The following is a 21773-nucleotide window of genomic DNA, read 5'->3' as shown; positions in this document are numbered from 1 at the left end:
CGGAGACGGGGGTCACCTCGAAGTCGGGCGCGCCTCAGAACGGATACCACCGCACCGACGCGTCCCCGGCCCGCAGCGACGCCACCCGGCGCTCGAACTCGGCCAGCGCCTTGGGGTTGGTCGGGGCGTGCTGGGCGACCCAGGCGCAACTGGCGGTCTCGCGGGCGCCCCGGAGGACGGCACACCCCTCCCACTCCCGTACGTCCCAGCCGTAAGCCGCCGTGAACGAGTCGTACGCCTCCGCCGCGAGCCCGTAGCGGTCGCGGGAGAGGGCCATGACGACCAGGTCGTGCTCGCGCAGATCGGCGGAGAAGGTCTCCAGGTCGACCAGGACGGGACCCTCGGGGCCGACGTGGACGTTGCGGGGGAGGGCGTCGCCGTGGATCGGGCCGGACGGCAGGTGGGGGACGAGCGCGGCGGCGGACGCGGCGAAGCCGTCGCGGCGCTCGCGCAGGTAGTCGGCGTCCGCCGGGTCGATCGCGTCGCCCGCGAGACGCAGCCAGCGCTCCACACCGTCCAGCAGTTCGCGGCGGGGAAGAGCGAAGGGCGGCTCGGGCAGCGCGTGCACCCACCGCAGCAGTTCGGCCAGATCGCGGGGCTCGGCGGGGCGTACGGCGTCGGGCAGCCGCCGCCACAGCGTCACCGGATGCCCCTCCACCGACAGCGGCTCGGGCTCGGCGGCGCGCACGGCCGGCACGCCCGCCTCGGCGAGCCAGAGCGCGACGTCCAGCTCGCGGCGCGCACGGTCGAGGAGTTCCGCACCGCGCCCCACCTTGACCACCAGGTCACCGGTGGCGAACACCGCGTTCTCACCCAGCGCGAGCAGCTTCGGGGACCGCCCCAGCCCCGCCTCGGCGAGGACCGCCCGCGCCCGTGCCTCGTCCATCCGTCGCCTCCGTCGTTCCGCCATGTCGATCGTGTCGGCCGTGGCCGCCCGCGCGCGGCCCGCGCGGCGCCCGTCGCCGGCGTCGCGGGCCGTCGCGTTTGCGCCATCCCCCGGTCAGTGTCGCATTCGCACAGGTCGGGCCGTCCGCGCGGTCCCTTGACGACCTGACTGTCCCTCAGCACCATGACGCCAGGCCGCCCGGGCGGCCGGACCCCCACGAGCCGCCCAGAGGAGCCGATTGCAGTGGCATTGGCGACCGAGCCGAGGCGACCACCACGGCCCCGCCCGCCGAAGCGCGGGCGCCGTCCGGGCCGGGACGGCCGCGCCCTCGACCACGGCGCCTGGTTCCTCGTCCTGCCCGCGCTGCTGCCCATCCTGTTCCTGAGCGTCGGACCGCTGCTGTACGGGATCGTCCTGGCCTTCACCGACGCCCAGTCGGGACGCACCGAGCCCACCCAGTGGATCGGGACGCTCAACTTCCAGGACCTGCTCCACGACACGCTGTTCTGGGAGTCGTTCCGCATCGGCCTGCTGTGGGCGGTCGGCGTGACCGTGCCGCAGTTCCTGCTGGCGCTCGGGCTCGCCCTGCTGCTGAACCAGGACCTGCGCCTGCGATGGCTGGCCCGTGCCCTCGCGATCGTCCCGTGGGCGATGCCCGAGGTGGTCGTCGGCGTCATGTGGCGACTCGTCTACAACCCGGACGCGGGCGTCCTCAACGAGACCCTCCGCGACCTCGGGCTCGGCGACGGCCGTGACTGGCTGAGCGGGCTGGCGACCGCCCTGCCCGCGGTCATCGTGGTCGGCGTCTGGGCGGGCATGCCGCAGACCACGGTCGCCCTGCTCGCGGGACTGCAGAACACCCCGCGCGAACTCCACGAGGCGGCGGCGATGGACGGCGCCGGAGCCTGGCGCCGCTTCCACACGGTCACCTGGCCGGCGCTCAGACCGGTGGCGCTCGCCATCACGGCGCTGAACCTCATCTGGAACTTCAACTCCTTCGCCCTCGTGTACGTGCTCACGAACGGCGGGCCCGGTGGCCGCACCCGGCTGCCGATGCTGTTCGCGTACGAAGAGGCCTTCCGCTACGGGCAGTTCGGGTACGCGGCGGCGATGGGATGCGTGATGGTGGCGGTGATCTCGGTGGTTCTCGCGCTCCATCTCGTCGGCCGGCTGAGGGGAGGTGAGGAGCGTTGAGGACCCGGAGGACCGTCCGTGCGGGCCAGTACCTCGCCCTGCTCGCCTATCTCGTGTTCCTCGCCTTTCCCTTCCTCTGGCTGGTCTCCACCGCCTTCAAGCCGCCGCGCGAACTGGGCAGCCTGCATCCCACCTGGATTCCGGAGAACCCCACGCTCGCCAACTTCCGGCAGGCCTTCGACGAGCAGCCGCTGCTGGACGCCCTGCTGAACTCCCTGGTCGCGGCGGTCGGGGCGGCGGTCGTCGCGGTGCTGATCGCGACGCCGACGGCGTACGTCATGGCCCGGCACCGCGGCCCGCTCGCGCGGGCGGCCACCGGCTGGGTGGTGGTCAGCCAGGCCTTCCCGTTCGTGCTGGTGATCATTCCGCTGTTCCTGGTGCTGAAGAACCTCCGGCTGATCAACTCCGTCCCGGGACTGGTCATGGTGTACGTCGTGTGGGCGCTGCCGTTCGCGCTGTGGATGCTCGTCGGGTACGTACGGGCCGTGCCGCCCGAGCTGGAGGAGGCGGCGGCGGTGGACGGCGCGGGACGGGTGCGGACGCTGGTGTCGGTCACGGCGCCGCTGCTCGCGCCCGGCATCGTGGCGACGGCCCTGTTCGCCTTCATCACCGCCTGGAACGAGTTCTTCTTCGCGCTCGTGCTGCTCAAGAGCCCGGAGAAGCAGACCCTGCCGGTCGTCCTCACCCACTTCATCGGCGACGAGGGCGCCGCGGACCTCGGACCGCTCGCCGCCGCGGCCGTCCTCGCGACCCTGCCCTCCCTGCTGCTCTTCGCGGTCATCCAGAAGCGGATCACGGGCGGCATGCTGGCCGGGGCGGTGAAGAGCTGATGCGGGTACGGGTGCTGGCCGCTGTTCTCCTCATGCTCCTCGCGGGCTGCTCGTCGGGCGGCGGGCGCGACGACGGCCGGATCACGCTGCGCTTCCAGTCCCTCGCCTGGCAGCAGGAGTCCGTGGCGGCCAACAAGGAACTGGTGAAGGAGTGGAACGCGACGCACCCCGACGTCCGGGTCGAGTACGTCCAGGGCAGCTGGGACGGCGTCCACGACCAGCTGCTCACCTCCTTCGAGGGCGGTGAGGCACCCGACATCATCCATGACGCCTCCGACGACCTGGCCGACTTCGCGTACGGCGGCTATCTCGCCGACCTGACCGGCCTGCTGCCCGAGCGGTTGAAGGCCGGCATCCCGCGGCGGAGCTGGGAGACGACGACGTTCGGCGACGGCGTCTACGGCGTGCCGTTCCTCCAGGAGCCGCGGGTGCTCGTCGCCAACGCCACCTGGCTGAAGGAAGCGGGCGTACGCGTCCCGACCCCCGAGAAGCCGTGGACCTGGGACGAGTTCCGCGCCGTGGCCAAGGAGCTGAGCGGCAAGGGCAGGTACGGCGTCGCCTGGCCGCTCAAGGAGCCCGTCTCCGCCACCCTCAACCTCTCCCTCTCCTCCGGCGGCCGGATGTTCCAGCGGGACGCCGACGGCAAGGTGGAGATCCGCTTCGACGACGCCGACGCGGTCGTCCCACGCACCGTGCACGACCAGGTGAACACCGACCGCAGCGCGTCCGGCAGCACGCTCGGCATGGGGGGCTCCGACACCCTGCCCGGTTTCTTCGGCGGCCGGTACGCGATGGTCCCGCTCGGGTTCTCGTACCGTCAGCAGATCGTGCAGCAGGCGCCCGAGGGCTTCGACTGGCAGGTGCTGCCCGCCCCGGCCGGTGCCGACGGGCTCGCCCAGGGCGTCAGCCCGCAGACGCTCTCGATCGCCGAGGACAGCCCGCACAAGCGGGAAGCCGCCGCATTCATCGACTTCATGCTCCGGCCCGAGAACATGGTCCGTCTCGCGCTCGGCGACTGGATGCTGCCGACCGGCACCGAGGCGCTCAAGGACCCGGCTCTGCGCACGCGGAAGCACGACTGGGCCACCGGTACGGCCCTCGCCGCCCACCTCCGTTCGGCGCCCGCCCAGTCCGTGCGCGGCTACCCGGAGTGGAAGGACAAGGTAGCCACCCCCGCTCTCCAGGAGTACTACAGCGGCGCGATCGGTCTGCACGAGCTGCGGGAACGGCTCGTCGAGGACGGCAACCTGGTGCTGGCGCGCTATCAGCGCTGAGAACCCGTCACCGACGACGGGTAACCGAGTTGCACGAGACGTCTCGTCTCGCTTAGGGTCATGACCTCACACATCGCCATGTTCTCCATCGCCGCCCACGGCCACGTGAACCCCAGCCTCGAAGTGATCCGCGAGCTCGTCGCGCGCGGCCACCGGGTGACGTACGCGATCCCGCCGGTGTTCGCGGAGAAGGTCGCCGAGACCGGCGCCGAGCCCAAGGTGTGGCACTCGACGCTGCCGTCCCCCGACGACGACCCCTCGGCGTGGGGCAGCACGCTCCTGGACAACGTCGAGCCCTTCCTGGACGACGCCATCCAGGCCTTACCCCAGCTGATCAAGGCGTACGAGGGCGACGAGCCCGACCTCGTCCTGCACGACATCGCGTCCTACCCGGCCCGCGTCCTCGCCCACCGCTGGGGCGTCAGGGCGGTCTCGCTCTCGCCGAACCTGGTCGCCTGGGACGGCTACGAGCAGGAGGTCCTCGAGTCCATGTGGGCCGAACCGAGGAAGACCGAGCGCGGCCGGGCCTACTACGCCCGCTTCCAGGCATGGCTGGAGGAGAACGGGATCACGGAGCACCCCGACCGTTTCGCCGGCCGTCCCGCCCGCTCGATCGTCCTGATCCCGAAGGCGCTCCAGCCGAACGCCGACCGGGTCGACGAGGCCGTGCACAGCTTCGTCGGCGCCTGCCAGGGGGACCGTACGGCGGAGGGCGACTGGCGGCGGCCGGCCGGCGCGGAGAAGGTCCTGCTCGTCTCCCTCGGCTCGGCCTTCACCAAGCAGCACGCCTTCTACCGCGAGTGCGTGCGGGCCTTCGGCGACCTGCCCGGCTGGCACATGGTGCTCCAGGTCGGCAAGCACGTGGACCCGGCAGAGCTCGGGCCGGTTCCGGAGAACGTCGAAGTGCGCGACTGGGTACCGCAGTTGGCGGTCCTGCGGCAGGCCGACGCGTTCATCACGCACGCGGGCGCCGGCGGCAGCCAGGAGGGGCTCGCCACAGGGACGCCGATGGTCGCCGTACCGCAGGCCGTCGACCAGTTCGGCAACGCGGACATGCTCCAGTCGCTGGGGGTCGCGCGGCATGTGCCGATGGAGGAGGCGACGGCGGAGGCGTTGCGTGAGGCCGTGCTGTCCCTCGTGGGCGACCCCGAGGTGGCCCGGCGGCTGGAGGCGATCCGGGAGCAGATGGCGGGGGAGGGGGGTACGCGGCGGGCGGCGGACCTGATCGAAGCGGAACTCGCGCGGCGGTGAGCCGGAAGGGTGACGCGGGGTGTGAGGTTGTTTGTGTAACGCTCGGGTAACGTCAGGTCCGCCTGGCGGGTCCATGGACTCGGTTGCAGGGTTCGACCGTTACCCCCTGTGAAAGGTTGCGCGGCCCGCTTCTTGTTCCTCGCGTGAACGCTTCCCAAGCTGGGGGTGAACTCCCGTCGAACGCACTCCCGTCGAACGCCAGGAAGTCGCCCATGCGCCGAGACATACCCGACCTCGCCGAGGTACGCCGTATCACCGAGAAGAAGCGCGACGCGTGGTGGACCGTGTTGCTCGTCGACCCGGTCGCCACACCGCTGGTGCGGCTCACCGCGAAGTACACGAGGATCACGCCCAACCAGCTGACCTGGGGCGCCTTCCTGCTCGGCCTGGTCTCGGCGGCCTGCTTCGCGCTCGGTGACTGGCGCTGGCTGATCGCCGGGGCCGTCGTCTACCACCTGAGCTTCGTCCTCGACTGCATGGACGGCAAGGTCGCCCGGCTCACCGGACAGGGCTCCGTGTTCGGCGCCTGGCTGGACTTCGTCTTCGACCGCGTCCGGGTGGCGGTGTGCGCCGTCGCGCTGATGGCGGGCCAGTACCAGCGCACCGACGACGCCCTCTACATCTGGCTGGCGGCCGCCGTCATCGGCCTGGACGCGCTGCGCTACATCAACTCCCTGGAGACGTTCAAGATCCGCCACTCGATGCGCAGACAGATCAAGGCCCGGCTGCGGGAGGCGCGCCACGCGGAGAACGACCGCCAACTCGCCTTCATGGAAGACCTGTTGCGCAAGAACCCCGAGGCCGGCCTGGAGCCGGACCCGCGGGGAGCGGTCGGCGCGGGTGCGGACGGGCCGACGGACGGCCCGCACCAGCAGGCGCGGGTCATCGATCTGCAGCAGGAGTTCCGCCGGCGCTTCCCCACGTATCTGCGCGTACGGTCCTTCCTGCTGCGCCACCGCGTCCGCGCCCATCTGATCAGCGGCATCGAGTTCCAGATGGGCGTCTTCATCGTCGGGCCCCTGCTCGATGCGGTGGCCGGAGCGACGATCGCCTCCGGTGCCCTGCTGCTGGTCTTCGAACTGGCCATCATCTACAAGCTGTTGCTCTCCACCCGCGACTTCACCCGCACCATCGACTCCTTCGACCGCGAGGAGGTGAGCAGGGCGGCCTAGACCGTCCACCCGGGTCTGCTCGGCACCTGCGGTGACCGCCCCACGAGACAGCGACGTCCTGCCGGGGTACCAGGACATACGGCAGCGGCCGGGGCGCGCACCGCGCCCCGGCCACGTACGTGTGCCCTGGTTGTCGGCGACCGACGGTCAGACGCCGACCTTCTGGTCCTCCACGGCCGGCGGCGGAGGCGGGGACACGGGCTCGGGGGACTCGTCGTGGGTGAGGTCCGGGAGGCGGTGGAGCCACTTCGGCAGGTACCAGTTGCGTTCACCCAGCAGGGCCATCGCCGCCGGGAGCAGCACACCGCGGATGATCGTCGCGTCGATGAGGACCGCGGCCGCGAGGCCCACGCCCATCTGTTTCATGGACTGCATGGACAGCGTCCCGAAGATCGCGAACACGGCGACCATGATGACCGCGGCGCTGGTGACGACCCCGGCCGTGGTGACCACACCGTGCTGGATCGCGTCCTTCGTCGTACGGCCCTTCAGCCGTGCCTCACGGATCCGCGAGACCACGAACACGTGGTAGTCCATCGACAGGCCGAACAGGATCACGAACAGGAACAGCGGTAGCCAGGTGATGATGGCGCCGACGCCCTCCGCGCCCACCAGCGAGGCGCCCCAGCCGTGCTGGAAGACGGCGACGAGGATGCCGTACGCGGCGCCGACCGACAGCAGGTTCAGCACGATCGACGTGACCGCGATCGTCAGCGAGCGGAACGACAGCAGCATCAGTGCGAAGGCGAAGACCACCACGAAGGCGAAGACCGGCACGACGGCCCCGGCCAGCTGGTCGTTGAAGTCCTTCGACCCGGCGACCTGTCCGGTGATCGGGGCCTGGACGCCGTCGACCGCGCCGAGTGTGGCGGGCCGTACCTCGTCGCGCAGCTTGTCCAGGCTCTCACCGGCCCTGTCCAGGTCCGAGCCGCCCACCAGCGGCACGTACACGAACGCCAGGTTCCGCGCGTCGTGCACCTTGACCTCGACCGGCCCGCGCGAGGCGCCCGAACTGATCGCCCGCTCGCGGAAGTCGGCGAGCGCGGACTTCACCTCGGGGGCGTTGATGTCCTTCGCCCTGACGACCACCTCGGCCGGTTCCGAGCCGCCCGGGAAGGCCTCGTTGAGCCGGTTGTACGTCTGCACGATGGGCAGCGAGTCGCCGAACTCCTGGTCCAGGGTGAGCTGCTGCGTCTTCATGCCGAGCGCCGGCGCCGCGACGGCGAGCAGCGCGCCGGTCGCGACGACGACGGAGACGACCGGCTTGGCGAGCACCCCCTTGAGGACGGCCGACCAGAACCGGCTGCCGCTGTTGCCCGCGGTGCCGCGGCGCCCGAGGAACGGAAGACGGCCCTTCTCGACCCGCTCGCCGAGCAGTGACAGCAGCGCCGGCAGCACGGTCACGGAACCGACCATGGCCACCGCCACGACCATCAGCGAAGCCAGACCCATCGCCTCGAACTCGGCCAGCCCGGTGAACAGCATGCCCGCCATCGCCACGCACACCGTGACACCGGAGACGACGATCGCCCGGCCGCTGGTCGCGGCGGCGATCCTGAGAGCCGTCTGCGCGTCCTTGCCGGCGGCACGCTCCTCGCGCTCGCGGCGCAGGTAGAACAGGCAGTAGTCGACGCCGACGGCCAGACCGACCAGCAGCATCACCGAGTTGGCGGTGTCGCTCATCGGCATGACGTGGCTGACGACTCCCATCAGACCCATCGTCGCCATGATCGCGGTGACCGCCAGCAGTACCGGCAGCACCGCCGCGACCAGCGCGCCGAAGGCGATGAGCAGAATGCCGAGGGCCACCGGCACCGCGGAGTACTCGGCCTTCTGGAAGTCGTCCCCGTACGCGTCGGCGAACGTCTTCATCATGCTGGCGCCGCCGATCTCCTCGATCCGCAGCGCCTCGTGGTCCTCCTGGACGCCTTCGACGGCCTTCAGAACGGGCTCCACCCGCTCGCCCGCCGTGTCGGAGTCGCCGCGCATGTCGAACTGCACCAGCGCGCTGCGCCCGTCCTCGGAGATGGTCCGCGTGTCGTACGGCGACGTCACGTCCGTGACCCTGCCGGTGCCCTCGACCGCCTTCATGACCGCCTCGACGGCCTGGCGGAACTCGGCGTCCGTCGCCTTCAGCCCCTCGTCCCTGGACTGGAGCAGGACGGTCTCGCTCGCGGGCTCCTCGATCCCGGCGTCCTCGATGATCCTGGCGGCGGTGTGCGTCTCGCCCTTGAGCTGGTCACTGTCCTTGACGTCGACCCGGCCCGCCGCCGAACCGGCCCCCATCGCCAGGACGACGAACAGGACCCAGATACCCACGGCCGCCCAACGGTGCCGGGCGCTCCAGCCCCCGGCCCGTGCGGCGATTCCCCGCACCCTTGTCTCTCCGTTCCCCATGACGGGCCGGCCCCCTCGTTCGCGGTGACGGCCCCCTGCCGTCACCTTTCGTTCGAAGGTATGGGCCGGATAAGGGCATCTCTTCGTGCTGCCCGGTGAACCGCGGACCGCGCCACTCATCCCCTCGGACACCGCCGCCTCCCCATCCGGGAGGACCCGGGGCCCTTACACGTACTTCGTGTTCTCAGGGTGGTGGCTCGGGGCAGGCGATCCGGAAGCCGCGGTTCGGAAGCCACGGTTCGCAAGCCGTGGCTCGGAAGCAGTGGCTCGGAAGCCGCGGTTCGCAAGCCGCCGCTCGCAAGCCGCCGCTCGGAGCCCGTGGCTCGGCTGCCGGGCGGGCCAGCGGCCGTATGGTGTGCGGATGACGACGTACGCGGCGCTGCTGCGCGGCATCAACGTGGGCGGCAGCAAGAAGGTCCCGATGGCCGACCTGCGCACGCTCCTGACGGGCCTCGGCCACACCGATGTGGCCACCTACCTGCAGAGCGGCAACGCGGTGTTCACCACGGACGCCGGCGACGAGGACACCCTCGCCGAAGCCATCACGCGGGCCATCGAGAAGCACTTCGGGTTCACCGTCGGCGTCCTGGTGCGCGACCACACCTACCTGAAGGCCGTACGGGACGCGTGCCCCTTCCCGGCCGCCGACCTGCAGCCCAAGCAGCTCCACGTCACCTACCTCTCGGCCCCGGTCGACGCCGGCCGCTTCGCCTCCATCGACCAGCAGGCCTTCCTCCCCGAGGAGTTCCGCCTCGGCGACCGCGCCCTCTACCTCTACGCGCCCGAGGGCCTGGGCCGTTCCAAGCTGGCCGATGCCCTGTCGAAACCACGACTCCTCAAGGGCCTGACGGCGACCAGCCGCAACTGGAACACGGTCGTCAAGCTGGTGGAGATGACCGCGCCCGACTGACGGTCACCGTGGCTCCCGCCGCGGGCGTTGGCCGATTCGCTTCCCACAGCGGCGGCCGGCTTGACACGGTAGGACCATGACAAGCACCGACCCCCGCATCCCGGCAGCCGCCAACTCCCCTGACGAGGCGGGCAATTCGGCAGGACAGTCCACGGGGCAGCCGACGGGACAACCGACAGCGCCCGCCGGCCGTGTGAGTGCCGCGCAGGCCATGCGTGGCGCGGCGGCCCAGCTCGCCGAACTGCTCGGCACCACCCCCGACTCCGTCTCCGCCCTCCGGCCGGCACAGGACGGCTGGACGGCGGACGTGGAGGTCGTCGAACTGGAACGGGTCCCCGACACCATGACGGTCATGGCGACCTACCGCGTCACCCTGGACCTCCAGGGCCAACTCCTCGGCTACGAAAGGGTGCGCCGCTACGCCCGCGGCCAACTCGACCGGGGACGCTAGGTCTTCACACACCGCCAGGCCTTCACACTTCCTCCACGGAAATGTTGCCCTGCGAGCTGACACGGATCGCCGCCGCTCCCGTACCTCACAGTGGCACGGCGCCCCTCCGTCGCCGGTGCCGTACCGACCGCGTACGGCACCACCAGGGCAACAACGGCGTCCGGTGCCAGTCCGAGAGCGAGCCCAGCGAGAGGACCCGGACCGTGACCGTGATGACACAGGCAGGCGGGGCACAACCCGCCGTCACCTCGAGCGGTTCGGGGACCGCCGGCCTCTTCGACATCCTCGAACTCATCCTGGACCGGGGGCTCGTCATCGACGTGTTCGTCCGGGTCTCCCTCGTCGGCATCGAGATCCTCAAGATCGACGTCCGGATCGTCATCGCGAGCGTGGACACCTACCTCCGCTTCGCCGAGGCCTGCAACCGCCTCGACCTGGAGGCCGGCCGCAAGGCACCCGCCCGGCTCACCGACATCGTCGGCGACATGGTCGAGAGCGGTGCCCGGGGCAAGACCAGCGGGGTGATCGGCGGCGCCATCGACGCGATCGGCGACGTCTTCGACCGCGACAAGGACGACGAGCGGTGAGCGGCGCCCAAACCACCGGCTCCCCGGCGGGAACCGAACCGGCGGCCCCCCTCTACGTCTACGCCATCACCGGCTCCGACCACCCCCTGAACCTCGACGGCCTGCGGGCCGTGGGCGAGGCGGGCGGCACCCCCACCGCGCTGGCCCACACCGGGCTCGCCGCCGTCGTCAGCCCCGCGCCCCCCGACCTGCGCCCCAAGCGCCGTGACCTCGCCGCCCACCAGGCCGTGCAGGAACGGCTGATGGCCGACGGCGCGGTCCTGCCGATGAGGTTCGGCCTGCTCGCCCCGGACGACACGGCCCTCAGGACGGCCCTTGAGCAGCAGGGCGAGGAGTACGCCCGCAGACTCACCGAACTGCACGGCACCACCGAGTTCAACCTCAAGGCCGCACGCTCCCAGGACGACCTGCTGCGCGAGGTGCTCACCGAGTCCGACGACGCCCGCCGCCTCAACGAGCTCACCCGCGACGGCAACGGCACCTACGAGGACCGTGTCGCCCTCGGCGAGCTGGTGGCCCGTCAGGTCGACGCCCGCCAGCGGCTGCTGGCCGACCAGGTCGTCGGGCAGCTGTCCGGCCTGGCCCGCGCCAGCGTCGTGGCCGCCCCGGCACAGGACGACTTCCTCAACGTCTCCTTCCTCGTCGAACGCGCCCGCGCCCACGAGTTCACCGAGGCAGGACAGAAGCTGGCCCACGACTACGGCGAGGCCTACGACTTCCGGCTGCGCGGCCCCCTGCCCCCCTACAGCTTCGCGGCCTGACCCATGGGCCTGCTGACCGGCATCCTCACCCTCCCCTTCGCGCCGGTGCGCGCCACCCTCTGGGCCGCCGAGCAGCTGCGGTACGCCGCCGAAGAGCAGTACTACGACCCGGCTCCTGTCCGACGGGCGCTGGTCGAACTGGAGCGCGCCCTGCTGGAGGGACGCATCGACGAGGACGAGTACGACCGCCGGGAGGACGAACTGCTCGACCGGCTCGACGAGATCACCGCGCGGAGACGGGCCCCACGACCATGACGCACCCGGCAACAGGCGGACTCACCGGAGCATCCCGCCCCCTTCCCTCCCTGTACGAACCGCCCGGCGGTCAGGCGCCCTCCCTCGCCGACATCCTCGAACGGGTCCTGGACAAGGGAGTGGTGATCGCGGGCGACATCCGCATCAACCTGCTCGACATCGAACTGCTCACCATCAAGCTGCGGCTGCTGGTGGCGTCCGTCGACAAGGCGAAGGAGATGGGCATCGACTGGTGGGAACACGACCCCTCCCTCTCGTCCCGGGCCACCGCCCCGGACCGGTCCCTCGCGAAAAAACCCGACGAGTCCCTCGCCGAGGAGAACGAACGCCTGCGCGCCGAGATCGCCGCGCTGCGGGCCGCGACAGGAGATCTGCCCCATGACTGACACGGACACACGCACGGACACCGACACACGCACGGACACCCCTGCCTCCGCCCGAACCGAGATCGTCTACGCCTACGCCGTGCTGCGCCGCACCCCGGAGGCCGCGCGTGCGGTCGCGGATCTGCGAGGGGTCGCGGGCGAGCCGATACACCTGCTGGACATCACGGACGGCTCCCCCGACGGCACCCCGGGGCTCGCCGCAGCCGTGGGGCCCGTTCCCGCCGCGGACTTCGAGGAGGCGCCCCTCAAGGCCAACCTGGAGGACCTGAGCTGGCTGGAGACCACGGCCCGCGCCCACCACGCCGTCGTCGCCCCGCTCACCGGGCGCGGCATCGCCGTGCTGCCGCTGCGCCTGGTCACCGTCTACCGCGACGAGGACCGCGTACGGCAGGCCCTGGACGCCCGCCGGGACGACTTCCTGCCCCTGCTGGACCGCGTCACGGGCCACGTGGAACTCGGCGTCAAGATCTACGCCGCCCCCGACAGCGCACCACCCGAGCAGGAGTCGGACCAGGACAAACGCCTCGGCATCGGCCGCGCCTACCTGGCCGGACGCCGTCGGCGCAGGCGCACCGCCGAGGACGCCTGGCAGGCGGCCGCCCGGGCCGCCGCCCACATCTCCGATACCGCCGGGTCCCTGGCCGCCGACCGCGTGGCCCACCGCCCCCAGAGCGGCGACCTCGCCGGTCCGGCTCCCGGCCCCAACGTCAGCAACGACGCCTACCTCGTCGCCGAGGGCCGCGTGGAGGACTTCCGCGCCCGTGTCCTCGCGGCGGCCGAGGAGTTCCCCGGCGTCCAGGTGGACGTGACCGGCCCCTGGGCCCCGTACTCCTTCGCCCTTCCCCCGGAGCCCGTCGCGTGAGTACCACGACCGTCACCCCGCACACCGACCGCCCCGTCGCCCTCATCGACCTCCTCGACCGGCTCCTCCAGGGCGGTGTCGTCATCACCGGCGACCTCGTCCTGTCCATCGCCGACGTCGACCTCGTCCGCATCGACCTCCGCGCGGTCATCGCCCCCGTGGCCGCCCGGCTGCTGTGAGGCCCCCCATGCCGCCGCCACCACCGCCGCGGGCCCACGCCGCCCAGCGCCTGTCGACCGACCCCGACACCGTCGAGCGCGACCTCGTCAAACTCGTCCTGACCGTCGTGGAACTCCTCCGCCAGCTCATGGAACGCCAGGCACTCCACCGCGTCGACAAGGGCGACCTGACGGAGGAGCAGGAAGAACGCGTCGGCCTGACCCTGATGCTCCTCCACGACCGCATGCGGGACCTCTGCGCGCGCTACGACCTGCGGCTGGAGGACCTCAACCTCGACCTGGGACCACTGGGGACACTGCTGCCGCCGGCCAGCTGAACGGTGCGCACCCCGTCGAGAGTGTACGAGCGGACCTCGTCCGGAGCCCTGAGCCGCGGGTCGTCGTACAGCTGCCGCCACTCCTCCTCGCAGCGGGCGGCGGCGACGGCGTCGGCCAGGGCGAGGTCCGCCTCAGTGAGCACGGCGTCGCTCTCGGGCAGCGTGTCCCCGCCCCACTCGTCCCAGGGGAGCACCTCGACCCCGTTGAGCGCGGCGAGGTCCCGCAGCAGATTGCCGCGGACGTACCACAGTCCCTTGAGGCTCTCGATCGAGCTCACCCCGAACGTCCGCGGATCGGTCCGCCCCTCCCGGCACATCCGCCAGGCGTCCCCGGCGACCAGGAAGCGGTCGCGGGGGACGTCCAGTGGGTCGAAGGGCACGTCGTAGACGTCGATGAGCTGGGGGTCGACCAGTCGCCAGCTCCCGTCCGGCAGGCGGTACTCGGTCACCCAGTGGTCGTCGTGCCAGCCGTCGACGAAGTACGTGGCGAAGCCGCACCGGATGCGGGCGGCGGTGCCCGTGGCCCGCAGCAGCGAGCACAGCAGCAGCGCGAAGTCCCGGCAGGTGCCGACGAACCGCTCGCCGGGTTCGCGGCGCTCGGTGAGGGGCCGGTCGGAGCGCTCCCGCACGAGGCGCAGCAACTCGGTCATGTAGCGGGACTCGGCGTCCTGACGCGTTCGGTCCTCGGGGACGGCGTAGCCGAACCGCTCGCCCTCTCCCCGATGGATGATCAGGTTCCGGGTCAGGACGGCCAGTTCGGTGATGTCGCCCGGAAGCCCGTCGACAGGCCCGGGGTCACTGAACGGCGTCTGCCTGAGGTAGAAGTCCATGCCCGGCACGCTCGGCCTTCCCCCTGGGGCAAGGTCAACCGCTGTGCGAGGCTCGTCCCATGCGCTACATCATCATCGGAGCGGGGGCCGTCGGCGGCGCGATCGGCGGGCGGCTCGCGGGCTCCGGACACGAGGTCGTCCTGGTGGCGAGGGGCTCGCACCACGCGGCGCTGCGGGACGGCGGCCTGCGGCTCAGGGTGCCGGACGGCGAGTACACCCATCGCCTGCCCACCGTCGACGGACCGGACACGCTCGGCGAACTGAGGGCGGACGACGTCCTCGTGCTCGCCGTGAAGACCCAGGACAGCGAGGCCGCGCTGGAGGCGTGGGGCCCCGCGCCGGTGGCGGGCGGAGGCACGGCCGCCCAGCGGCTGCCGCTGGTCTGCGCGCAGAACGGCGTGGAGAGCCAGCGCATGGCCCTGCGCCGCTTCCGGCGGGTGTACGGGATGTGCGTCTGGCTGCCGGCGACCCACGTCGAACCCGGGCTCGTCTCCGCCGCCGGCACCCCGCTCACCGGCGTCCTGCACCTCGGCCGCTTTCCGCACGGCACCGACGAGACCGCCCGGCTGATCGCCGCGGACCTGGAGAAGTCGCACTTCGAGGCACCGGTCGTGCCCGACGTGGCGCGCTGGCAGTACGCCAAGCTGCTGGGCAACCTCAACAACGCGCTGGAGGCCGTCGTCGGACCCGTCCACGGCGAGGAGGCCGTGGCGTTGCTGGAGCGCGTACGGGCCGAGGGCGTGGCCGTGCTCGACGCGGCCGGGATCGCGTACACGGGAGCGGCGGAGCAGCGGGAGGTCCGCGGCGACAAGATCACTCTGGTGCCGCTCGACGGCTCCCCGCGCGGCGGCGGCTCCTCCTGGCAGTCGCTGACGCGCGGCACCGGCACCATCGAGGCCGACTACCTCAACGGCGAGATCGCGCTGCTGGGGCGTCTGCACGGCGTACCGACACCGCTGAACGACCTGTTGCAGCGCCTGGCGAACACGTTCGCGCGCGAGCGCCGGGAGGCGGGGTCGCTACCGGTCGCGGAGCTCGTGCGTCTCGCCGACGAGGCTGTCGCGTTTGTTCAAGAGGACTGACGGCGGGGTTCCCTAGCGTGGGGCGCATGAGTGATGCGCAGGGGAACAACCCGTACAAGAACGTCTACCCGTACATGGTCGAATGCGCCGCTGAGGCCGCCCGTGTCGCCCGGGGCGTCACGGCGGCGCACCTGTCGGCGCCCACCCACTGCCCCGACTGGGACGTCCGCGCCCTGGTCAACCACTGGGTCCTCTACACCTCGCACGGCCTGGAGCACCGCGCCCTGCGCAAGCCGCTCCCCGAGGAGCTGACCTCGCGCGACTTCACCGCCGAGGCCGACTGGGCCCGGGCGTACGCCGACCAGCTGGACCGTGCCGTCGCCGCCTGGGACGACCCGGCCGTGTGGGAGGGCGAGGTCGACCTCGGGATGGCCATCGTGCCCGCCGCCGACATCGCCCAGATGGTGGTGAAGGAGATGGCGGTCCACGGCTGGGACGTCGCCACCGCCACCGGCCAGGACATCCACCTCTCCGAGGGCGCGGCCCGGCTGATCCTGGAGGTGGTCGAGACCCACGCCGAGCTGTACCGCCAGTACGACGGCTTCGCCGACCCCGTCCCCGTCCCGGACGACGCCCCGGTCTTCGAACGGGCCCTGGCACTGAGCGGCCGGGACCCGCGACAGACAGCCGTCACGCCGTCCTAGGCGGTGCTCCGCCACTCCTCTTCGAGGATGCTGAAGAGCAGGGAGTCCCGCCAGCCGTCGCGGATCAACCGGGTGTGGCGGAGGTGTCCCTCGTGCGTCATGCCGAGCTTCGCCAGCACCCGGGCGGAGCCGGTGTTCCGCGGGTCGCAGGTGGCGTGGATACGGTGGAGCCCCAGCTCGTCGAAACCGTACGCGAGAAGCCGTCGTCCGATCTCTGTCGCCACGCCTTGTCCCCACAGCCGCGGGTGCACGATGTAGGCGATCTCGCCCTGACGCTGAACCTCACTGCGGACATGCAGTTCACCCATGCCCACGACATCCTGTCCAAGGCGGGCGGCGAAGGGAAACCGGCGCTGAGGGGTGTCCGACCACGCGCTGACCGCCCCTTCCACGAAGTGCCTTGTCTCGTCCTCCGTGTTCGGCCCCCACGGCTGATGGCGACACGCCTCCGGGAGGCACGCCCATGAGTGAACGGCCGGCCAGTCCTCCGAAACGATCCTGCTCAGGGTCACCGGGCGCCGGCTCATGGGGCTCAGGCTCCCACGGCTGCCAGCGCCGGCCGGCGGGCCGCCTCGTACCGTTCCAGTACCACCCGCGCCACCTCCGGCGCCGCCCCCAGCACCTCCGCCAGCACGTCCGCCTCACCCGCGCCCCGCGCGATGCGGTCCGGCAGGAAGCCGGGGGCCAGGACGTACGGGGCGACAGCGACCCGGCCGCAGCCGAGAGCACGCAGTTCACGGACCGCGTCCTGAGTGCGGGGAAGGGATGCGGAGGCGAACGCAGGCCGCACGGCGCACCAACCGGTGTGCCGCCACTCCCGCGCGATTTCTGCGATCACTGCGATCGCCTCCGGGTCGGTGGACCCCGCCGAGGCCAGCACGACCCCGGTCGAGGACTTGTCGGCGGGGGTCAGCCCCGCCTCGTACAGCCGCCGTTCCAGCGCAGCCAAGAGCAGCGGCGACGGGCCGAGCACCGCCGCCTGGCGGATGCGCAGCCGCGCCGGCGCCTCCCGCAGTACGGCGGGGATGTCCGCCTTCGCGTGGAACGCGCGCGTCAGCAGCAACGGCAGGGCGACCACGTCACGGACGCCCTCCGCCGCAAGGGACTCCAGGACCCCCTGCACCGACGGGATGTTGAAGTCCAGGAAGCCGGTCTCCACGCGCAGCCCGGGACGCAGCGCGCGCACGCGCCGGACCAGGGCGTGCACGGTCGCGGCGTGCCGCGGGTCGCGGCTGCCGTGGGCGACGACGAGAAGTACCGGACGAGGCATGGGAGTTCAGCTCTTCACGAGGAGGCCGCGGCTGCGCAGGACCCACCGCTCCAGCGGGCTGAAGATCAGCAGGTCGATGGCGATGCCGACGAACAGGATGAGCAGGATGGCCTCGAACACCATGGCCATGTCGCTGGCCGTGCGGCCGTTCTCCAGGAGCTGGCCGAGGCCCACGCCCAGGTCGGGGAACTGGGCGATGATCTCCGCGGCCATCAGCGAGCGCCACGAGAAGGCCCAGCCCTGCTTGAGGCCCGCCACATAGCCGGGCAGCGCGGCCGGCAGCGTGATGTGCCAGACGCCCTTGACGCCCGTCGCGCCCATCGTGCGGCCCGCCCGCAGGAACAGCGGCGGCACCTGGTCGACACCGGACACCAGGCCGTTGGCGATGGACGGAACCGCGCCGAGCAGGATCACCGCGTACATCATCGAGTTGTTCAGGCCCAGCCAGATCACCGCCGGCGGCACCCACGCCACCGACGGCAGCGACTGCAGACCGGACAGGATCGGGCCGATGGCCGCGCGCACGAACCTCACCCGCGCCACCAGCAGACCCAGCGGGGTGCCGATCAGCAGCGCGAAGAAGAAGCCCAGCAGACCGCGCGAGACACTCGTCCAGATGTAGCCGAGCAGCTCGCCCTGCAGCCAGGCCTCCTTGAACGCGCTCCCCACGGCGCCCGGCGAGGGCAGCTTGGTCGGGTCGTCCACGACCGGGTAGAGCAGGGACCAGGCCACGAGGACCACCGCGATCGCGATGACCGGCGGAAGGACCTTGTTGACGAGGGTCTGCCGGAGCGGGGGACGGCCGGTGGCCGTGGTCTCCAGCGCGTCGAGGCCCGCCTCGATGCTCCCGGCGTCCTGGGCCGGCTTCGACTCAGTGCTGGCCATGACGGCGGATCTCCCCACGCAGTACATCGGTGATCTCAAGGGACAGTTCGGCCACGGGCGCGTCCTCGATGCGGCGCGGCTGCGGGATGCCGACCTCCCACTGGCGTGCGATCCGGCCAGGCCGGGACGACAGCAGGATGACCCGCTGGGCGAGCCGCACCGCCTCGCGCACGTTGTGCGTCACGAACAGGACGGACACACCCGTCTCCGCCCAGATACGGGTCAGCTCGTCGTGCAGCACGTCCCGCGTGATGGCGTCCAGCGCCGCGAACGGCTCGTCCATCAGCAGCAGGTTGCTCTCCTGCGCCAGCGCGCGGGCCAGTGCCACCCGCTGCCGCATGCCGCCCGACAGCTCGTGGACGCGCTTGCCGTGCGCGCCCTTCAGCCGGACCAGTTCGAGCAGCTCCTCGGCCCTGGCGCGCCGCTCGGGCTTGGGCACACCCCTGAGCTTCAGGGCGAGTTCGATGTTCTTGCCCGCGGTCAGCCACGGGAACAGGGCGTGCTCCTGGAACATCAGGGCGGGGCGCCCGTCCGTCGTGATGGAGCCCGTGGTGGGCTGGTCCAGCCCCGCCACCAGGTTCAGCAGCGTGGACTTGCCGCAGCCCGAGGCCCCCAGGAGGGTGACGAACTCGCCCGGAGCGACATCGATGCTGATGTCGTCCAGGACGAGCTGCTGCCCGCCGGGTGTCGCGAAGGACTTCGAGACATGCTCAAGGCGTGCCGCGTGCTCGACCGACTCGGCGGCCTTGGCGGGAGCGGTGGTCGTGGCCATGGTCGTCACCTCCTGGGAACTCGTGGGCTTTGCGTCAGCTGGTGCCGAGACCGGCGGCGTCGACCGTGCTCTCGCCCTCGGCCCTGAGGACCTTGTTGAGGAGCGTGAGGTCGTAGATGCCCTTCAGGTCGGGCTTCTGCAGCAGACCGGCTTTGACCGCGTGCTCCGCCTCGGTGCTGAGGGTGGAGGCCAGCGGGTCGTCGAGGAACGTGATCGACTTCCAGGCCGGGTCCAGGACGTCGGGGGGCAGCGCCTTGCCGGAGTCCGTCTCCAGTTGCTTGTTGGCCGAGGCCTTCGCCGCGTCCGGGTTGGCGTTGATCCACTTGTTGGTCTCGACCGACGCCTTCAGGACCGCCTCGACGGCCTTCGGGTGCTCCTTGAGGAAGCTCTGCCGCACGATGATGTTCGTGATCACGAACTTCTCGTCCGGCCACAGCGACGCCTCGTCGAGCAGCACCTTGCCGCCCTCGGCGACCAGCTTGGACGCGGTCGGCTCCGGCACCCACGCGCCGTCGACGGAACCGGACTTGTAGGCGTCCGGGGTGATCTTGTTGTCCGTACGGACGACCGTGACGTCGCCCTTGCCGCTCTCCGCGTCGACCTTCCAGCCCTGGTCGGCGGCCCAGTTGAGGAACGCCACGTCCTGCGTGTTGCCCAGCTGGGGCGTGGCGATCTTCTTGCCCCTGACGTCCTTGAGGGACTTGATCTTCTCCGGGTTGACGACCAGCTTCACACCACCCGACGCCGAACCACCGATGATCTTCAGGTTCCTGCCGTCCGACTTGACGTAGCCGTTGATCGCCGGGGAGGGGCCGATCCAGCCGATGTCGATGGAACCCGAGTTGAGGGCCTCGATCTCGGACGGACCGGCGTTGAAGACGGCGTACTTGGCCTCGGTGGCACCGAGCTCCTTCTGGAAGAAGCCCTTCTGGCTGCCCACCAGCGCAGTCGCGTGGGTCAGGTTGCCGAAGTAGCCGATCCTCACGGCGTCGAGACCGTCGATCTTCTCGGCGCCGGCGGCGACCTTCGCGGTGTCGTCCTTCTTCGCCTGGGAGCCGTAGCCGCAGGCGGCGAGAGCGAGGAGCGGGAGAGCGGCGCTGACCGCGAGTGCGCGGCGGACGGCGGTTCTGGCTGGCACGGGAGGGTTTCCTCTCGGGGGCCCGGTGGTCACGGTCTCTCAGGCCGTGGCCGGGACGTCGGCGGGTTTTCGTCTACGGCGGCGGGGGGTGAGGGCGCGCGAGCGGCGTCCGTCCGTCAGCGCACACATCGCGGTACTCCGCCCTGCCCGGCCCCGAGGGCGCCGCTACCGACACGGCCGCCCTCCTTCGCGAACGTCGAGTAGGCGTCGGTGGACTTCATGTCAGAAGTCCCACCCGTCGTCCTCGGCCTCGTCCTTGACGGGCTCCGGGGACGCGAACGACTCGCCGACCATGCCCGCGGTGAGCGTGGTGCCGTCGTTCGGGTCGATCAGGATGAACGAGCCGGTGCGCCGGGAGTCGGCGTACGAGTCGACGGGCAGCGGCTCCGCGGTGCGGATCTTCACCCGGCCGATGTCGTTCGCGACGAGCTGTCCCGGGTGCGGGTGCAGGGACAGGTCGTCGAGCGTGAGTCGGGACGGGATGTCCTTGACGATCGCCTTGACCGTGCGGGTGCCGTGCTTGAGCAGGACGCGGTGGCCCACCGTCAGCGCGGCGTCGGCGACGTGACAGACGGTCGCCTCGATGTCCTGCGTGGTCGCGGGCGCGTCCTTGCTCGGCACGATCAGGTCGCCGCGCGAGATGTCGATGTCGTCCTCCAGCAGGAGGGTCACCGACTGCGGCGTCCACGCCTCGTCGACCGGCTTGCCCAGCAGGTCGATGCCCGCGACCTTGGTCGTACGGCCGGAGGGCAGCACCGTCACCGGGTCGCCCACCCGGAAGGAGCCGGCCGCGATCTGCCCCGCGTACCCCCGGTAGTCCGGGAGCTCGGCGGTCTGCGGGCGGATCACGTACTGCACGGGCAGCCGGGCGTGGCAGTGCGCCAGGTCGTGGCTGACCGGCACGGTCTCCAGGTGCTCCAGCACTGTCGGGCCGCCGTACCAGTCCATGTTCGCCGACGGCTCCACCACGTTGTCACCGGCCAGCGCCGAGATCGGGATGGCGGTGACCTCGGGCACGCCCAGCTCGGTCGCGTACGCCGTGAACTCCTCGGCGATGTGCGCGAACACCTGCTCCTCGTACGCGACGAGGTCCATCTTGTTCACGGCCAGGACCACGTGCGGGACGCGCAGCAGCGCGGCGATCGCGGCGTGGCGGCGGGTCTGCTCGACGACACCGTTGCGGGCGTCCACGAGGATCACCGTCAGCTCGGCGGTGGAGGCACCCGTCACCATGTTGCGGGTGTACTGCACGTGGCCGGGTGTGTCGGCGAGGATGAACCGGCGCCTGGGTGTGGCGAAGTAGCGGTACGCCACGTCGATCGTGATGCCCTGCTCGCGCTCGGCCCGCAGACCGTCGGTCAGCAGGGCCAGGTCGGGGGTGTCCTGGCCACGGTTGCGGGAGGCGTGCTCGACGGCCTCCAGCTGGTCGGCGAGGACCGA

General features: G+C 71.3%; 24 protein-coding genes and 1 pseudogene. 16 read left to right on the top strand and 9 right to left on the bottom strand.

Translation table 11 applies throughout. From position 1 onward, the window contains the following. Positions 1-34: 34 nt before the first annotated feature. A complete protein-coding gene (locus tag ACZ49J_RS37805; protein ID WP_467455398.1) occupies positions 35-886 on the bottom strand; it encodes a phosphotransferase enzyme family protein in 852 nt (283 codons plus the stop codon). Between the two features lie 243 nt (positions 887-1129). Between ACZ49J_RS37805 and ACZ49J_RS37800 the strand changes: the two genes are divergently transcribed. The 5 genes and pseudogenes from ACZ49J_RS37800 to ACZ49J_RS37780 all read left to right on the top strand — a co-directional run bounded on the left by ACZ49J_RS37800 (position 1130) and on the right by ACZ49J_RS37780 (position 6607). Continuing rightward, complete coding sequence (locus tag ACZ49J_RS37800) at positions 1130-2080, top strand: carbohydrate ABC transporter permease (RefSeq protein WP_467455400.1); 951 nt, start codon at positions 1130-1132, stop codon at positions 2078-2080. Continuing rightward, positions 2077-2910 (top strand): carbohydrate ABC transporter permease, encoded by an 834-nt coding sequence (locus tag ACZ49J_RS37795; protein ID WP_467455402.1) that lies wholly within the window; start codon positions 2077-2079, stop codon positions 2908-2910. Before ACZ49J_RS37800 ends, ACZ49J_RS37795 begins: the two co-directional genes overlap by 4 nt. Beyond that, the gene (locus tag ACZ49J_RS37790) at positions 2910-4184 is read left to right on the top strand and encodes an ABC transporter substrate-binding protein (RefSeq protein WP_467455403.1); all 1275 of its coding nucleotides are present in this window, start codon (positions 2910-2912) and stop codon (positions 4182-4184) included. The genes ACZ49J_RS37795 and ACZ49J_RS37790 overlap by 1 nt, the downstream gene beginning before the upstream one ends. Further along, positions 4181-5435, top strand: a pseudogene (gene mgt / locus ACZ49J_RS37785) (macrolide-inactivating glycosyltransferase). The gene ACZ49J_RS37790 and the pseudogene mgt overlap by 4 nt, the downstream one beginning before the upstream one ends. Before the next feature lie 212 nt (positions 5436-5647). Continuing rightward, the gene (locus ACZ49J_RS37780; RefSeq protein WP_467455404.1) at positions 5648-6607 is read left to right on the top strand and encodes a CDP-alcohol phosphatidyltransferase family protein; all 960 of its coding nucleotides are present in this window, start codon (positions 5648-5650) and stop codon (positions 6605-6607) included. A 147-nt stretch (positions 6608-6754) separates the two neighbouring features. On the opposite strand, the gene ACZ49J_RS37775 is transcribed toward ACZ49J_RS37780, so the two are convergent. Then, a complete protein-coding gene (locus ACZ49J_RS37775) occupies positions 6755-9004 on the bottom strand; it encodes an MMPL family transporter (RefSeq protein ID WP_467455406.1) in 2250 nt (749 codons plus the stop codon). A gap of 361 nt (positions 9005-9365) precedes the next feature. On the opposite strand from ACZ49J_RS37775, the gene ACZ49J_RS37770 reads away from it, so the two are divergent. The 9 genes from ACZ49J_RS37770 (at position 9366) to ACZ49J_RS37730 (ending at position 13712) form a co-directional block, all read left to right on the top strand. Next, complete coding sequence (locus tag ACZ49J_RS37770; protein ID WP_467455407.1) at positions 9366-9914, top strand: DUF1697 domain-containing protein; 549 nt, start codon at positions 9366-9368, stop codon at positions 9912-9914. 76 nt (positions 9915-9990) lie between these two features. Next, positions 9991-10365 (top strand): gas vesicle protein GvpO, encoded by a 375-nt coding sequence (locus ACZ49J_RS37765; RefSeq protein WP_467455408.1) that lies wholly within the window; start codon positions 9991-9993, stop codon positions 10363-10365. A 212-nt stretch (positions 10366-10577) separates the two neighbouring features. After that, positions 10578-10952: a gas vesicle protein GvpJ gene (gene gvpJ / locus ACZ49J_RS37760; protein WP_467455441.1), complete on the top strand. Its 375-nt coding sequence runs from the start codon at positions 10578-10580 to the stop codon at positions 10950-10952. Beyond that, positions 10949-11713 (top strand): GvpL/GvpF family gas vesicle protein, encoded by a 765-nt coding sequence (locus ACZ49J_RS37755; RefSeq protein WP_467455410.1) that lies wholly within the window; start codon positions 10949-10951, stop codon positions 11711-11713. The genes gvpJ (ACZ49J_RS37760) and ACZ49J_RS37755 overlap by 4 nt, the downstream gene beginning before the upstream one ends. 3 nt (positions 11714-11716) lie before the next feature. Next, positions 11717-11968 (top strand): gas vesicle protein GvpG, encoded by a 252-nt coding sequence (locus ACZ49J_RS37750; RefSeq protein WP_467455411.1) that lies wholly within the window; start codon positions 11717-11719, stop codon positions 11966-11968. Continuing rightward, entirely contained in the window at positions 11965-12354 is a 390-nt protein-coding gene (gvpJ, locus tag ACZ49J_RS37745) for a gas vesicle protein GvpJ (protein ID WP_467455413.1), read from the top strand. Before ACZ49J_RS37750 ends, gvpJ (ACZ49J_RS37745) begins: the two co-directional genes overlap by 4 nt. Continuing rightward, on the top strand, positions 12347-13216 hold the full coding sequence (locus ACZ49J_RS37740; protein ID WP_467455414.1) for a GvpL/GvpF family gas vesicle protein: 870 nt from the start codon (positions 12347-12349) through the stop codon (positions 13214-13216). Before gvpJ (ACZ49J_RS37745) ends, ACZ49J_RS37740 begins: the two co-directional genes overlap by 8 nt. Then, positions 13213-13395 (top strand): gas vesicle protein, encoded by a 183-nt coding sequence (locus ACZ49J_RS37735; protein WP_467455416.1) that lies wholly within the window; start codon positions 13213-13215, stop codon positions 13393-13395. Before ACZ49J_RS37740 ends, ACZ49J_RS37735 begins: the two co-directional genes overlap by 4 nt. Beyond that, positions 13392-13712 carry a gas vesicle protein K gene (locus ACZ49J_RS37730; RefSeq protein WP_467455417.1) on the top strand — a complete coding sequence of 107 codons (321 nt, stop codon included), beginning with the start codon at positions 13392-13394 and terminating at the stop codon, positions 13710-13712. The genes ACZ49J_RS37735 and ACZ49J_RS37730 overlap by 4 nt, the downstream gene beginning before the upstream one ends. On the opposite strand, the gene ACZ49J_RS37725 is transcribed toward ACZ49J_RS37730, so the two are convergent. Further along, positions 13640-14542: a transglutaminase-like domain-containing protein gene (locus tag ACZ49J_RS37725; RefSeq protein ID WP_467455418.1), complete on the bottom strand. Its 903-nt coding sequence runs from the start codon at positions 14540-14542 to the stop codon at positions 13640-13642. The two genes, ACZ49J_RS37730 and ACZ49J_RS37725, sit on opposite strands and share 73 nt — an antisense overlap. Positions 14543-14601: 59 nt before the next feature. Here ACZ49J_RS37725 and ACZ49J_RS37720 point away from each other — a divergent pair, with 59 nt between their 5' ends. Next, on the top strand, positions 14602-15624 hold the full coding sequence (locus ACZ49J_RS37720; protein ID WP_467455419.1) for a ketopantoate reductase family protein: 1023 nt from the start codon (positions 14602-14604) through the stop codon (positions 15622-15624). Positions 15625-15650: 26 nt separating this feature from the next. Continuing rightward, positions 15651-16268: a TIGR03086 family metal-binding protein gene (locus tag ACZ49J_RS37715; protein ID WP_467455420.1), complete on the top strand. Its 618-nt coding sequence runs from the start codon at positions 15651-15653 to the stop codon at positions 16266-16268. Here ACZ49J_RS37715 and ACZ49J_RS37710 read toward each other — a convergent pair. From ACZ49J_RS37710 to ACZ49J_RS37685, 6 genes are all read right to left on the bottom strand, one after another. Continuing rightward, positions 16265-16795, bottom strand: coding sequence for a GNAT family N-acetyltransferase (locus tag ACZ49J_RS37710; RefSeq protein ID WP_467455421.1), 531 nt, complete (start codon positions 16793-16795; stop codon positions 16265-16267). The genes ACZ49J_RS37715 and ACZ49J_RS37710 overlap by 4 nt on opposite strands. A gap of 5 nt (positions 16796-16800) precedes the next feature. Further along, on the bottom strand, positions 16801-17538 hold the full coding sequence (locus tag ACZ49J_RS37705) for a sirohydrochlorin chelatase (protein WP_467455423.1): 738 nt from the start codon (positions 17536-17538) through the stop codon (positions 16801-16803). A 6-nt stretch (positions 17539-17544) separates the two neighbouring features. Beyond that, positions 17545-18423 carry an ABC transporter permease gene (locus ACZ49J_RS37700; RefSeq protein ID WP_467455424.1) on the bottom strand — a complete coding sequence of 293 codons (879 nt, stop codon included), beginning with the start codon at positions 18421-18423 and terminating at the stop codon, positions 17545-17547. Continuing rightward, on the bottom strand, positions 18410-19195 hold the full coding sequence (locus tag ACZ49J_RS37695; RefSeq protein WP_467455425.1) for an ABC transporter ATP-binding protein: 786 nt from the start codon (positions 19193-19195) through the stop codon (positions 18410-18412). The genes ACZ49J_RS37700 and ACZ49J_RS37695 overlap by 14 nt, the downstream gene beginning before the upstream one ends. Positions 19196-19229: 34 nt before the next feature. Beyond that, complete coding sequence (locus ACZ49J_RS37690) at positions 19230-20333, bottom strand: aliphatic sulfonate ABC transporter substrate-binding protein (RefSeq protein WP_467455427.1); 1104 nt, start codon at positions 20331-20333, stop codon at positions 19230-19232. 222 nt (positions 20334-20555) lie between these two features. Beyond that, positions 20556-21773 (bottom strand): sulfate adenylyltransferase subunit 1 (locus tag ACZ49J_RS37685; RefSeq protein WP_467455429.1); only part of this gene is annotated, 1218 nt, incomplete at its 5' end.

The organism is Streptomyces sp. NPDC030840 (assembly GCF_055572015.1).
The sequence above is the reverse complement of the archived record's forward strand: the minus strand, read 5'-3'. Positions and strand labels throughout refer to the sequence as shown.